Below are 12,671 nucleotides of genomic sequence, written 5' to 3' on the forward strand. Positions count from 1 at the left end.
CGAGTCTACGAAGCGTGGTCGAGCGGGTATCGGCTCGTCTCGACCGCGGGGTCAGGGCTGGGTCAAGGCTGGGGTCAGGACTCGGGTGTGGATTCGGGCCACCCGGTGACGGCCAGCACCCGGTCGACCACGGCGAGGGCGTCGAACTCGGTGACGTCGACCACCGCGTCGTCGACGTCCGCGGCGTCGAGGATCGCCTGCAGCTCGGTGACCCGGGCCAGGTGCCAGGCCAGCCCGGCGCCGCCGTCGTGGTCGTCGCGGTGCCGTGCGGCCAGCCGCGGGACGATCCGGTCGGGGTCGGCGCGGAGCCGGACCACCGTGGTGGGCAGCCCGATGGCGCGCTGCTGCCGGTCGCGCTGGGACCGGTCCTCGAGCACGTCGGCCAGCACCAGCCGGAGGGCTCCGGCCCGGACGTGGTTGGCCACCACCGCGGCCAGGTTGGTCAGCCCGAGCGTGGCGTGGAACGGGTCGTCCGGCGGCGCCGGCCAGGCCCGGCGGAGCCCGTCGACGTCGATCACCGCCCCGGGGATGCCGGCCTCGCGCCACCGGTCGCCGACCAGGTCGGCCGTGGTGGTCTTGCCGACCCCGACCGTCCCGTTGATGACCAGCGCCCGCGCCCCGTGGTCGTTCCGGTCGGTCACGACGGGCACTCTACGCAGCGCCCTCCGGCCGTCCCTGCCGTCCCGACCCCTCCCCAACCTTTGCGCCCGAGGACGGGTGGGCGGCGCGGGCCGAGGAGCGGGCCGAGGCGTGGAAAAGCGGGCCGGACGTCGGACCGGCTGGCTAGCGTGCGGACGTGCCCGACCCGCAACCGGACGTGCCCCACCCGTCACCACTCCCCGACCGCGGCCGCATCCTCCGCGCGGCGGTGGGGCTCGGCCTCTACGCCGCGGCGTTCGGGGCCGCGTTCGGCGCGTTGTCGACCGGCAGCGGGCTCTCGCTGGCGCAGACGGCGGTGCTCAGCCTGGTGATGTTCAGCGGCGCCTCGCAGGTCGCGCTGGTCGGCGCGGTCGGCGTCGGCTCGCCGTTCGCGGCCATCCCCGTGGCGCTCCTGCTCGGCGCCCGCAACGCCTTCTACGGCGTGACCCTGTCGGAGATCGTCGACCTGCGCGGCTGGCGCCGGCCGGTCACCGCCCACTTCGTGATCGACGAGACCACGGCGATGGCCGTGGCGCAGCCCAGCACCCGGTCGAAGCGGTACGCGTTCTGGGCCACCGGGCTGATCCTCTTCACGCTGTGGCAGGTCGGCACGGTGCTCGGGGCGCTGCTCGGCACCGTCGTCGACCCGAAGGACTTCGGGCTGGACGCGGCCGCTCCGGCGGTCTTCCTGGCCCTGCTCTGGCCCGGGCTGACCACCGCGCGGGCGCGGCTGGTCGCGGTGACCGGGGCGCTGCTGGCCCTGGTGCTGGTGCCGGTGCTGCCGGCCGGGTTGCCGGTGCTCGCCGCCGCCGGGGTGGCCGTGATCGCCGGGCTGCTCCGCCCGCGAGCCGACCGGGCCGACCGGGGCGCGGCGTGACCGCGCTCTGGGCGACGGTGCTGATCGCCTCGGTCGGCTGCTACCTGCTCAAGCTGGCCGGGGTCTCGCTGCCGCAGGCGGTGCTCGACCAGCCGACCGTCCGCCGGATCGCGGGTTACCTGCCGATCGCCATGCTGGCGGCGCTGGCCGCGGTGCAGCTGTTCAGCAGCGGCGGGCAGTACGCGGTCGACTGGCGGACGGTGGCCGGCGTGCTCGCCGGGGTGGTCATGCTGCTGCTCCGGCGCGGCTTCCTGGTGGTGTTCCTGGTCGCCATCGGAGTCACCGCACTGCTCCGGCTGCTGACCTGAACCCGTCGCCGAGGAGGTGGAGACCCGATGAGCAAGAAGGATCGCAGGTCCGAGCACGGCGGTGGCACCCCCGCGACGGTCGCGCTGACCCGGGCCGGGATCGCGCACACCCTGCACCCCTACCACCACGACCCGGACGCGACCGCGTTCGGCGAGGAGGCGGCCGCCGCGCTCGGCGTCGACCCGGACCGGATCTTCAAGACGCTGGTGGTCGACGCCGGCCGCCTGGTGGTCGCGGTGGTTCCGGTCTCGCACCAGCTCGACCTCAAGGCGCTGGCCGCCGCCGTCGGGGCGAAGCGGGCCCAGCTGGCCGACCCGGCAGCGGCGGCCCGGAGCAGCGGGTACGTGGTGGGCGGGATCTCGCCGATCGGCCAGCGCACCCCGCTGCCCACGGTGCTGGACGCGTCCGCGCTCGGCCACGCCACGGTGCTGGTCAGTGCCGGCCGGCGCGGGCTGCAGGTCGAGCTCGACCCGCACGACCTGGTCCGGGTGACCGACGCGACGGTGGCTGCGGTCGCCGGGTGAGAAGGCCGGCTGCGGAGCCGGGTCGGATGCGGCGCGGACCCCGGGTCAGGAGCCGGTCGCGGCGCCCCAGACCGCGCGTGCCCCGGAGTCGCCGGTCAGGAAGACCCAGACGATCGAACCGACCGCGACGACCACGGTGACCACCGCGAGCCCGACGCGGATCCCGGTGACCGTGCCGGCCGCCATCGCCTCGCGCCGGCTCGCGAGCACCGGGCCGTGGAACAACCAGACCGCCACCGCCACCACGAAGAGCCCGATCGCCCAGATCACCAGCCGGTCGCCGTAGGCGGCGTGCTGTGCGACCCCGATCCCGAGCTGGCGCTGGAGGGCCTCGCCGGCCTCCTTGGTGATCGGGGTGAGCACGAGCACGACCAGCGCGGCCAGCGGGGTCACCACCCCGAGCCGGCGGGCGGCCACCGGCCACACGGCGTGCAGCACGGCGGCGATGGCGGTGAGCGGCATCAGCACGACGACGGCGTGGACGAGCAGCGGGTGCAGAGGCAGGCCGGAGACGGTCATGCCTCTTCTACGATCAGCGGGTCCGGATGGTTCAAGCCCCCGGGACTGAACGATCCGGGCCGGGGTGTCGTGTCAGGAGGGTGAGCGTGGAGCAGACCGGCCGGTGGGAGCTGGCCGACCTCTACGCCGAGCACGCGCCGGCGTTGTGGCGCCACGTCACCCGGCTCACCGGGAACGCCTCGCTGGCCGAGGACGTCGTCCAGGAGACGCTGCTGCGGGCCTGGCGGCACCGGGCCCGGCTCGACGCGGCGACCGGCAGCCTGCGGCCGTGGCTGTTCCGGGTGGCGGGCAACCTGGTGATCGACGACGTCCGGTCCGCCCGGCACCGGCACGAACGGGTCGCCGAGGAGCTGCCGGAACAGCCGGTGACCGACCGGAGCGACGCCGTCTTCGACGCGATGCTGGTCGCCGACGCGCTGTCCGGGCTGAGCGCCGAGCACCGCCAGGCGGTGGTGCTGGCCTACTACGGCGGACGGACGGTGCCGGAGATCGCCCGCGAGATCGACGTCCCGGAGGGCACGGTCAAGTCGCGGCTGCACTACGGACTGCGCGCGCTGCGGCTGGCGCTGCAGGAGAAGGGGGTGACCCGATGACCGAGCACGACCCGCGCTTCGACCGCTGGGACGCCGCCTACGTGCTGGGCGCCCTGTCGACGACCGACCGCCGCGCCTACGAGGAGCACCTGGCCGGCTGCGCCCGCTGCCGCGCCGAGGTGGCCGACCTCAACGGTCTGCCCGGGCTGCTGCACCGGTTGCCCGACGCGCAGGGGCTCTCGCTGCTCGAGCCGGCCGTCCCGTCCGCGACACCGGACGCCGACGCCGCGACGTCCCGGGCCCGGATCGCCCCGCCCGAGCCGGCCGCCCCGGAACCACCGGCCGATCTGGCCGACCGGCTGCTGCGGAGTCACCGGCTGCGGTCGCGCCGCCGGGTCTGGACTGCGGTCGGTGCCGGCCTGGCCGCGGCCGTCGTCGCGGTGGTCGCCGTGCTGGGGCTGCGTGGGACCAGCGCGCCGGTCGCCACCGGCCCGGCCCCGACACTGGTCGCCGAGCTGCGTCCGGCGGGCCCGCACCCGGTCCCGCCCGAGGAGCTCAGCGGGTCGGTCCGGCTCTACGCCAAGGCCTGGGGCACCGAGGTCGACACCGAGTGCCGGCACCGGGTGGATGCGGCGCAGCCGCCCGAGGACGAGCAGTACGGCGTCTACGTGATCGACGCCCAGGGGTCGGCCACGCTGGTGTCGAGCTGGCGGAGCGTCCCGAAGTCGCCCATCGTCACCACCGCCGCGACCGCGACGACCATCGGTCAGATGCGCCGGATCGAGCTCCGGCTGCTGCCGGACCAGACGGTGCTGCTCAGCGCGACGATCGGCTGACGCGGCCCTCGCGGTGCGGGTGTGTGCGCTTCGACAGGCTCAGCGCGCGTACCTCGGCGCTTCGACAGGCTCAGCGCGCGGACCTCGGCGCTTCGACAGGCTCAGCGCGCGCACCTCGGCGCTTCGACAGGCTCAGCGCGCGCATCTCGGCGCTTCGACAGGCTCAGCGCACGGATTCGACGGGCTCAGCGTGCGGGCGGCTCAACGCACAGGGCTGCGCGGAGTACGGGAGGCCGGCACCGGGCCGGGCTGGCAGTGCGGGCACCACCAGGTCCGGCGCTCGCGACCTTCCTCGTCGTCGCCACCGTCGCCCTGGTCCCGGACCTCGATCATGGTGCCGCACCGCAGGCAGGCCCGGTGGGCGCGGCCGGCCACCCAGTGCTCGCGGCCGCGACGGTTGTTGCCGGTGGTGACCTGGTAGGCGCCCGGGGTGGTCGCCGAGTGCCGGAGCATCCGGGCGGCCAGGGCCACCAGTGAGGGCAGGTCCACCTCGCCGACCGGTGTCCACGGACTCACCCCGCGGAGGAAGCAGAGCTCGTTGACCCAGAGGTTGCCGAGCCCGGCCATCGTCCGCTGGTCGAGCAGGGCGGCATTGACCGGCCGCTCGGGGTCCGCACCGATCCGCGCCACCGCGGCCGCCGGGTCCCAGTCGCGGCGCAGCGGGTCGGGCCCGAGGTGCCCGACCACCTGGTCCTCCTCGGTGGTCCGGACCAGGTCGGTGACCGGCAGGCTGAGCCCGTAAGCGGTCCGTCCCTCGACCCCGAGCACCACCCGGACGTCGGGTTCCATCCGCCGCGGCAGCTGCTTGCCGGGCCCGACGATCGTCCAGCCGCCGTCCATCTTGAGGTGGGTGTGCAGCGTCCAGCCGTGGTCGAAGCGGGTCAGCAGGTGCTTGCCCCAGGTGGCCTGCTCGGTGACCGTGCGGCCGACCAGCTCGACGCCGGCGAGCTTGCCGCGCCGCAGCTCCGCCCGCACCAGCGGACGTCCGACCAGCACGTCGAGCTTGCGCGCCACCAGCCAGACGCTGTCCCCCTCGGGCAACGGTTCAGCTCGCCTTCTTCTCGCTGGTCTTCCCGCCGGTCGCCTTCTTCCCGGTCGACTTCTTCGCGGTCGCCTTCTTCCCGGTCGACTTCTTGGCGGGCGTCTTCTTCGACGCCGGTTTCTTCGACGCCGCCTTCTTCGCAGTCTTCGTCGACGCCGTCTTCTTCGCGGTCTTCGGCTCGGCGGCTGCCCGGCCCGACGACCCGCCCCCGTGCTGCCCGACGCTGCGACGCAGCGCCTCGACCAGGTCGATCACGTCGGCGTCGCCGTCGTCCTCGTCGTCGCTCTCCTCCCCGAACGTCGCCGCGGTGTCGACCGCGTCACCCTCGGCCAGCTTCGCCTCGATGAGCGTCCGCAGCTGCTCCTGGTAGTCGTCGGAGAACCGGTCGGGGGCGAAGTCGGTGCTCATGCTCGAGACCAGCTGCGCCGACATCCGCAGCTCCTGCTCGCTGATCTTGGTCGACCCGTCGAGGACGTCGAAGTCGGCCTCGCGGACCTCGTCGTCCCAGAGCAGCGACTGGAGCATCAGCACCTTGCCCCGGCTGCGGAGGGCCCCGAGCCGGGTCTTCTGCCGCAGCGAGAACTGCACCACCGCGGTGCGGTCGCTCTCGTCGAGGGTGCGCCGCAGCAGGGTGTACGCCTTGAGCGCGGTCTTGTCCGGTTCGAGGAAGTAGCTGCGGTCGAACATGATCGGGTCGATCTGCTCGCTGGGCACGAACTCGACCACCTCGATCGCGTGGCTGCGCTCCTCCGGCAGCGCGTCGAGGTCCTCCTCGGTCAAGATCACCGTGCGGTCGCCGCCGTCGTAGGCCTTGTCGATGTCGGCGTACTCGACGACCTTGCCGCACACCTCGCAGCGCCGCTGGTAGCGGATCCGGCCGCCGTCGGCGTGGTGCACCTGGTGCAGCGACACGTCGTGGTCCTCGGTGGCGCTGTAGACCTTGATCGGCACGCTGACCAGACCGAAGCTGATCGCGCCCTTCCAGATCGATCGCATGGCCCCCAGTCTGCTCCACCGGCGTTTCGTCGGGCGGGCGAGCGGGCATCATGGGTCCATGCCCGGGTCGGAGCCGCAGACCGTCGTGATCGACGGCCGCCGGCTCAAGCTGACCAACCTCGACAAGGTGCTCTATCCGGAGACCGGCACCACCAAGGGCGAGGTGATCGGCTACTACCACGAGATCGGCGCGATCATGGTGCCGCACCTGGCCGACCGGCCGGTGACCCGGAAGCGCTGGCCGAACGGGGTCGGCCACGCCGGAGCGCCGGTCAACCCGTTCTTCGAGAAGAACCTCAACCCGACCAACACGCCCGACTGGGTGCCGCGGTACCCGATCGAGCACTCCGACCGGACCAACCACTACCCGATCGTCGACGACCTGGTCACGCTGGTCTGGCTGGCCCAGCTGGCCTCGCTGGAGATCCACGTGCCGCAGTGGCGCTTCGACGACGGGGGCCGCCCGCAGAACCCCGACCGCCTGGTGCTCGACCTCGACCCCGGACCCGGTGTTGGGCTGCCGGAGTGCGCCGAGGTGGCCCGGTGGGCACGCGAGCTGATGGCCGGCATCGACCTCGAGCTGTTCCCGGTGACCAGCGGCAGCAAGGGCATCCACCTGTACGCCCACCTCGACGGCCGCTACACCAGCCACGACGCGTCCATGATCGCCAGGGAGCTGGCCCAGACCCTCGAACGCGCGCACCCCGACCTGGTGGTCTCCGAGATGGCCAAGGCCCAGCGGAAGGGCAAGGTGTTCATCGACTGGAGCCAGAACAACGGCAACAAGACCACCATCGCGCCCTACTCGCTCCGCGGCCGGTCGCGTCCGACGGTGGCCGTCCCGCGCACTTGGGACGAGCTCGACGAGGACCTCGAGCACCTCGACTTCACCGAGGTGCTGGCCCGGGTCCGGGAGGTCGGCGACCTCTTCGCGCCGCTGGCCCCGCAGGCGGTGCCGGCGCCGGGCCGACCCGACCGGCTATCGACCTACCGCAGCATGCGCGACCCGCGGAAGACGCCCGAACCGGTCCCGGCCGCGGCACCGCCGACCAGTGACGGGCAGAGCTTCGTCATCCAGGAGCACCACGCCCGCCGCCTGCACTACGACTTCCGGCTCGAGCACGACGGCGTGCTGGTCAGCTGGGCGGTGCCGAAGGGCGTCCCGACCGACCCGAGGACCAACCACCTGGCCGTCCAGACCGAGGACCACCCGCTCGAGTACGGCAGCTTCGAGGGCTCGATCCCGCACGGCGAGTACGGCGGCGGCGAGGTGTTCATCTTCGACGAGGGCCGCTACGAGCTGGAGAAGTGGCGCGACGGCAAGGAGGTGATCGTCACCCTGCACGGCACCCGCCCCGGCGGCGTGGGCACCGGCTGCAAGGTGGCGATCATCCACACCGGCGGCAAGGGCAACCAGCCGGAGAAGAACTGGCTGATGCACCTGATGGAAGGCTCGCCGAGCGTCCCGGACCCGGTCGACGTCTCCCCCGGCTCCACCGACCCGCGGCGGCACGTGGCCGCCGAAGCCACCTGGTCGCCCGAGCACGGGAGGGTGCCGCTCGGCCCTTCGACGGGCTCAGGGCGCGAATCGACGGGCTCAGGGCGCGAGGCGACCGGCACAGGACAGAAGGCGGCGGGGTCCGGCGACGAGGCGGAGATCCCGTTCCCGGACGAGATCGAGCCGATGCTGGCCACCGCCATCCTCCCGGAGCGGTTCGGCAGCTCCGAGGGCTGGGCGTTCGAGATGAAATGGGACGGCGTCCGCGCCGTCTGCTACCTGGCCGGCGGCCGGGTCAGGCTGCTCAGCCGGCGCGGGAACGACGCCACCGTCACCTACCCGGAGATCGTCTCCGCCCTCGAGGCGGTCGACGTCGAGACGGCGGTGCTCGACGCCGAGGTGGTGGCGATGGGCTCGGACGGCGTGCCCAGCTTCTCCCGGCTCCAGCAGCGGATGGGTCTGACCCGCCCGGCCGACGTGGCCGCCGCTCGCCGGCACACGCCGGTGCAGCTGGTGGTGTTCGACCTGCTGCACCTGAACGGGCGGTCGCTCCTCCGCGACAGCTACGACGAGCGCCGCGCTGCGCTCGACGCGCTGCTCGGCGACGGGGCCGGCACCCGGATCCAGGTGCCGCCGACCTTCGAGGGCGATCTGGCCGGCGCCGAGGCGGCGAGCCGACAGCTCCGCCTCGAGGGGGTGGTGGCCAAGCGGCGGACGTCGGTCTACCAGCCGGGCAGCCGCGCCCACACCTGGCTCAAGATCAAGAACTTCCACACCCAGGAAGTGGTGGTCGGCGGCTGGAAGCCCGGGCAGGGCCGCCGCGACGGCGGGGTGGGCTCACTGCTGCTGGGGATCCCCGGGCCGGACGGGCTCGCCTACGTCGGAAAGGTCGGCACCGGCTGGACCGACGCGATGCTCACCGAGATCGAGGCCCGGCTGCGCCCGCTGGAACGCAAGACCAGCCCGTTCCTCGAGGTCCCCCGGCTCGACGCCAAGGACGCCCGCTGGGTGACGCCGCGCTTCGTGGGCGAGGTCCGCTACGGCGAGTTCACCGACGACGACCGCCTCCGGCACCCGTCCTGGCGCGGCTGGCGCGACGACAAGTCCCCCGAGGACGTCCGGCGCGAGGAGCCCTGACCGCGCCCTGAGCTTGTCGACGGACGAAACGGCGCTTCGACAAGCTCAGCGCACGGACCAACGACGGTGCCCTGAGCACGGCCCGCACCACCGTGCCATGAGCACGGACCGCACCACGTGCCCTGAGCCTGTCGAAGGGTGGGCGCTTCGACAAGCTCAGCGCGCGGATAGCACCACCGTGCCCTGAGCCTGTCGAAGGGCGGATGGGCGCTTCGACAAGCTCAGCGCGCGTTCCTCCGCGCTTCGACAGGCTCAGCGCGCGTTCCTCCCGCGCTTCGACAGGCTCAGCGCACGTTCCTCCCGCGCTTCGACAGGCTCAGCGCACGTTCCTCCCGCGCTTCGACAGGCTCAGCGCACGTTCCTCCCGCGCTCCGACAGGCTCAGCGCACGTTCCTCCCGCGCTCCGACAGGCTCAGTGCGCGGTCCTCCCGCGCTCCGACAGGCTCAGCGCACGTTCGCTCAGCTGTCCCAGCCGGGATCGGCCGGGCCGTCGCCGAAGTCGGGGATCTCGAGCCGCTTGCCGCCCTGCTTGGCCGACTCGAAGGCGACCACACCGGGGATGGTGAACCGGGCGGCCCGCCAGGCGTTGACCGGCGGCTGGGTCTTGGTGGTCACCGCGCGCACGAAGTCGTCGGCCAGGAAGTGGTGGCTGCCCTCGTGCCCGTTGTGCGCGCCCTCGAACTCCTTGGGCAACCGCGACCGGTCCTGCACCTTGGCGGTGCCGGAGGCGAAGCTCTGCATCAGGGCCGGGTCGATGTCGCCGAAGCCCTCGGGGACCTGGCCGCCGCCGGTGTAGAAGAGGTCGCTGACGTCGAGCACCTCGCCCTTGGCGTAGTCCTCGCCCTCGGTCTTGACCGCCAGCGTGGCGCCCTGGCCGGTCTGCTCGAAGACCTGCTCGGTGCCGTAGAAGCGGAACCGCGACTCGTGGCCCTTCCAGTAGCCGACCCGGCGGAACTCGTTGGTCCGCATCGCGCCGCCGTCGGCCAGCTGGAACAGCGCCGACATGTTCGAGAAGTCGTTGCCCCACAGCGACACCTCGGTGTCGAAGACGCCGTCGCCGCGGTCGTCGTGGATGCCGATGCACGAGACCGAGGTGGCGTGGGTCGGCAGCGCACCGAGGACGCCGCCGATGGCGTGCGTCGGGTAGAGCATGGGCGGGTAGGAGGCGGTCTTCTTCCAGTCCTCGCCGCCGCTGAACTGGTAGGCGGCGTAGAAGCCGTTGTCCATGTCGTGGACGTAGTCGCCCTCGGAGTAGAACACGCGGCCGAAGGCGCCCTCGGCGACCTGCTTCCGCGCCCAGACCACGGCCGGGTTGTAGTAGCTGGTCTCGCCCATCATGTAGATCAGCCCGGTCTCCTCGACCTTGGCCACGATGGCGGCGATCTCGTCGGCGGTGATCGCCATCGGGACCGCGGAGTAGACGTTCTTGCCGGCGTCGAGTGCTTTGAGCACCAGCTCGCCGTGGGTCCAGCGCTGGGTCATCACCGCGACCGCGTCGACGTCGGAGGCGATCAGCGCGTCCGCGTCGGGGAAGCTCCCGGCCAGCTGGTGCCGCTCGACGTGCTCGGCGGCCCGCTCGGGAACGAGGTCGGTGACCCACACCTCCTCGACGTCGGGGTGCAGCTGCCAGAGCGAGATGAAGCTGCGGGCGAACTGCCCGGTACCGATGACACCGATCTTCATGGTGGGGACGTGGTCCTTTCCGAGGTCTGCGGTCAGTTGCTGGTGGGCGCCCGGCGCGAGCCCGGGCGCGGCGTCCGTGAGGCCGGCGAGCCCGGCGCCGACGCGATTGTCAACGCGGGTAACTTCACCGACGGACACCACCCTACGACCCGCGCGCGGGACCGCGGAACCGACCCGCGTTTGCCCCGGTTCCGTACCGTTGACGGGCATGGAGCCGGGTGCGGAGGGTGAGCTGGGTGGGGTGGCCGGCTGGGCCGTCGACCTGATGGAGCGACTCGGCAGCCCCGGTGCGGGCCTGGCCATCGCGCTGGAGAACCTGTTCCCGCCGCTGCCGAGCGAGCTGATCCTGCCGCTGGCCGGCTTCACCGCGAGCCGTGGCACCTTCGGGCTGGTCGAGGTGCTGGTCTGGACGACGGTCGGCTCGGTGGTCGGCGCGGTCGCGCTCTACCTGCTCGGCCGGGTGCTCGGCGCGGCGCGGCTCAAGCGGATCGCCGACAAGCTCCCGCTCACCAGCGCCGACGACGTGGTCCGGGCCGAAGGCTGGTTCGCCCGGCACGGCTCGAAGGCGGTGTTCTTCGGTCGGATGATCCCGGTGTTCCGCAGCCTGATCTCGATCCCGGCCGGGGTCGAACGGATGTCACCGGTGCGCTTCGTCGCGCTCACGGCCGCCGGCAGCGGGATCTGGAACACCGTCTTCGTGGTCGCCGGCTACCTGCTCGGCGAGAACTGGATGCTGGTCGAGCGGTACGCCGAGGTGTTCCAGCTGCTGGTGCTGCTCGCGGTGGTCGCCGCCGTCGCGGTGTTCGTCTACCGCCGGGTGCGGAGCCGGGTGGCCCCCACCGCCGGCTGAGTCCTCGTCACCTGCCGCACGTCGACGGGCTGCGCTCGAGCACGTCGACAGGCTCAGTGCGCGTTCGACTGCGCGTTCGGCGCGTTCGGCGCGTTGAGCGAGCTCAGTCCGCGACGGTCGGCTCGTGCCGGACGGGGAACGCGACCGAGCTCGCGATGAAGCAGAGCCGGTGGGCCCGGTCGTGCAGCGCGAGCGCGAGCTCCCGGTCCGAGCCCGGGGAGAGCGTCACCCGCGGCCGGAGCACCACCTCGGTGAAGTGCCCACCGCCGTCGGCGTCGGTGACCATCGTCCCGACCGCCTCGTCGGTGTAGCCGGTGACCACCACGCCGCTGACCGCGCAGACGTGCAGATAGCTCAGCAGATGGCACTGGCTGAGCGCCGCGGTCAGCAGCTCCTCGGGGTTCCAGCGGGTCGCGTCGCCGTGGAAGGTCCGGTCGGACGACCCGGCCAGCACCCCGGCGGCGGTGGCGACCTTGCCACCGATCCGCACCTCGTGGTCGCGCGCGTACGAGCGATAGCTGCGGGTGCCCTCGCCCCGGTCCCCGGTCCAGACGACCTCCACCCGGTAGTGGTGCGTCCGTCCGGTCACCGCAGCTCCGAGCGGTAGGGCAGCTCCCTGCTGGCCGCCTCGCGGCGGGCCAGGTCCTCCTCGTCGCGGCCGAGCGAGGCGCGCAGCAGCACCGGGATGACCACGGCGAAGGCCCAGACCACGATCGACACCTTGGTCTGCAGGGTGAGCTGCACCGGCACCACGTCGCCCGGCCGGGCCGCGGCCATCCGGGCGACGAACGGTCCCGGACCGAGCTGCGACCCGACGTACCAGCAGACCAGCGCGGCGATCACCGAGCCGGCCACGGCGACCGGGACGGTCGGCCAGCCGAGCCGGTGGAACCAGCGCCAGGCCACCACGCCGAGCCCGATGCTCACGCAGAACCCGATCGCGCAGTACCAGGCGTCGGAGCCGAACATCTCGGCCAGCCCGCGCTCGGTGGTGGTGGCCACCCCGTCCTGACCGACGGTGTAGGTGGGCAGGTCGACGGCCTGCACCCAGAACACGCCGGACACCGCGCCCACGGCCAGGCAGAGCAGCAGGAAGCCGAGCAGCCAGGCGGCCACCCGGCTCGGGCTGAGCCGGCTGTCGACCTCGACCGGGTCGGGAGTGCTCCCCGGCTCCGCGGTCGGGACGTCGGGCGGAGCCAGCTCATTCTCCGGGCTGCTCACCGCACCC

14 protein-coding genes are annotated in these 12,671 nt (G+C 72.9%); 7 read left to right on the top strand and 7 right to left on the bottom strand.

The genetic code is table 11. The features are described from left to right. Nucleotides 1-74: 74 nt before the first annotated feature. The gene (locus tag FHX74_RS13875; RefSeq protein WP_182560759.1) at nt 75-641 is read right to left on the bottom strand and encodes a hypothetical protein; all 567 of its coding nucleotides are present in this window, start codon (nt 639-641) and stop codon (nt 75-77) included. 155 nt (nt 642-796) lie between these two features. Between FHX74_RS13875 and FHX74_RS13880 the strand changes: the two genes are divergently transcribed. The 3 genes from FHX74_RS13880 to ybaK are packed head-to-tail and all read left to right on the top strand — an operon-like array spanning nt 797 to nt 2,349. Continuing rightward, nucleotides 797-1,516: an AzlC family ABC transporter permease gene (locus FHX74_RS13880; protein ID WP_328823824.1), complete on the top strand. Its 720-nt coding sequence runs from the start codon at nt 797-799 to the stop codon at nt 1,514-1,516. Beyond that, nucleotides 1,513-1,824 (top strand): AzlD domain-containing protein, encoded by a 312-nt coding sequence (locus FHX74_RS13885; protein ID WP_182560760.1) that lies wholly within the window; start codon nt 1,513-1,515, stop codon nt 1,822-1,824. The genes FHX74_RS13880 and FHX74_RS13885 overlap by 4 nt, the downstream gene beginning before the upstream one ends. Before the next feature lie 27 nt (nt 1,825-1,851). Further along, a complete protein-coding gene (ybaK, locus tag FHX74_RS13890; RefSeq protein ID WP_182560761.1) occupies nt 1,852-2,349 on the top strand; it encodes a Cys-tRNA(Pro) deacylase in 498 nt (165 codons plus the stop codon). Nucleotides 2,350-2,394: 45 nt separating this feature from the next. Here ybaK and FHX74_RS13895 read toward each other — a convergent pair whose 3' ends face one another. Further along, on the bottom strand, nt 2,395-2,868 hold the full coding sequence (locus FHX74_RS13895; RefSeq protein ID WP_182560762.1) for a DUF2231 domain-containing protein: 474 nt from the start codon (nt 2,866-2,868) through the stop codon (nt 2,395-2,397). Nucleotides 2,869-2,954: 86 nt separating this feature from the next. On the opposite strand from FHX74_RS13895, the gene FHX74_RS13900 reads away from it, so the two are divergent. Both FHX74_RS13900 and FHX74_RS13905 read left to right on the top strand, forming a co-directional pair. Continuing rightward, the gene (locus FHX74_RS13900; protein ID WP_328823825.1) at nt 2,955-3,461 is read left to right on the top strand and encodes a sigma-70 family RNA polymerase sigma factor; all 507 of its coding nucleotides are present in this window, start codon (nt 2,955-2,957) and stop codon (nt 3,459-3,461) included. Then, entirely contained in the window at nt 3,458-4,237 is a 780-nt protein-coding gene (locus FHX74_RS13905) for an anti-sigma factor family protein (RefSeq protein ID WP_182560764.1), read from the top strand. The genes FHX74_RS13900 and FHX74_RS13905 overlap by 4 nt, the downstream gene beginning before the upstream one ends. A 201-nt stretch (nt 4,238-4,438) precedes the next feature. On the opposite strand, the gene FHX74_RS13910 is transcribed toward FHX74_RS13905, so the two are convergent. Further along, entirely contained in the window at nt 4,439-5,278 is an 840-nt protein-coding gene (locus FHX74_RS13910; RefSeq protein ID WP_182560765.1) for an Fpg/Nei family DNA glycosylase, read from the bottom strand. 4 nt (nt 5,279-5,282) lie between these two features. Further along, entirely contained in the window at nt 5,283-6,275 is a 993-nt protein-coding gene (ku, locus tag FHX74_RS13915; RefSeq protein ID WP_182560766.1) for a non-homologous end joining protein Ku, read from the bottom strand. Nucleotides 6,276-6,333: 58 nt separating this feature from the next. Between ku and FHX74_RS13920 the strand changes: the two genes are divergently transcribed. Further along, nucleotides 6,334-8,910, top strand: coding sequence for an ATP-dependent DNA ligase (locus tag FHX74_RS13920; RefSeq protein WP_182560767.1), 2,577 nt, complete (start codon nt 6,334-6,336; stop codon nt 8,908-8,910). A gap of 459 nt (nt 8,911-9,369) precedes the next feature. Here FHX74_RS13920 and FHX74_RS13925 read toward each other — a convergent pair whose 3' ends face one another. Further along, complete coding sequence (locus tag FHX74_RS13925; protein ID WP_182560768.1) at nt 9,370-10,593, bottom strand: Gfo/Idh/MocA family protein; 1,224 nt, start codon at nt 10,591-10,593, stop codon at nt 9,370-9,372. A 208-nt stretch (nt 10,594-10,801) separates the two neighbouring features. Between FHX74_RS13925 and FHX74_RS13930 the strand changes: the two genes are divergently transcribed. Beyond that, nucleotides 10,802-11,443 (top strand): DedA family protein, encoded by a 642-nt coding sequence (locus FHX74_RS13930; RefSeq protein WP_182560769.1) that lies wholly within the window; start codon nt 10,802-10,804, stop codon nt 11,441-11,443. Nucleotides 11,444-11,546: 103 nt separating this feature from the next. Here the strand turns inward: FHX74_RS13930 and FHX74_RS20400 are convergent, their stop codons facing one another. Next, nucleotides 11,547-12,032 (bottom strand): OsmC family protein, encoded by a 486-nt coding sequence (locus FHX74_RS20400; RefSeq protein ID WP_182560770.1) that lies wholly within the window; start codon nt 12,030-12,032, stop codon nt 11,547-11,549. Next, entirely contained in the window at nt 12,029-12,664 is a 636-nt protein-coding gene (locus FHX74_RS20405; RefSeq protein WP_182560771.1) for a hypothetical protein, read from the bottom strand. Before FHX74_RS20405 ends, FHX74_RS20400 begins: the two co-directional genes overlap by 4 nt. Nucleotides 12,665-12,671 lie beyond the last annotated feature (7 nt).

The organism is Microlunatus kandeliicorticis, from assembly GCF_014137855.1.
In the GTDB taxonomy this organism is placed as follows: domain Bacteria; phylum Actinomycetota; class Actinomycetes; order Propionibacteriales; family Propionibacteriaceae; genus Microlunatus; species Microlunatus kandeliicorticis.

What these genes read in the sequence shown, in the direction of transcription:
- ybaK (WP_182560761.1), top strand. Translation starts at nt 1,852, where the DNA reads ATGAGCAAGAAGGATCGCAGGTCCGAGCACGGCGGTGGCACCCCCGCG.
- FHX74_RS13895 (WP_182560762.1), bottom strand. Translation starts at nt 2,868, where the DNA reads ATGACCGTCTCCGGCCTGCCTCTGCACCCGCTGCTCGTCCACGCCGTC.
- FHX74_RS13905 (WP_182560764.1), top strand. Translation starts at nt 3,458, where the DNA reads ATGACCGAGCACGACCCGCGCTTCGACCGCTGGGACGCCGCCTACGTG.
- ku (WP_182560766.1), bottom strand. Translation starts at nt 6,275, where the DNA reads ATGCGATCGATCTGGAAGGGCGCGATCAGCTTCGGTCTGGTCAGCGTG.
- FHX74_RS13920 (WP_182560767.1), top strand. Translation starts at nt 6,334, where the DNA reads ATGCCCGGGTCGGAGCCGCAGACCGTCGTGATCGACGGCCGCCGGCTC.
- FHX74_RS13925 (WP_182560768.1), bottom strand. Translation starts at nt 10,593, where the DNA reads ATGAAGATCGGTGTCATCGGTACCGGGCAGTTCGCCCGCAGCTTCATC.
- FHX74_RS13930 (WP_182560769.1), top strand. Translation starts at nt 10,802, where the DNA reads ATGGAGCCGGGTGCGGAGGGTGAGCTGGGTGGGGTGGCCGGCTGGGCC.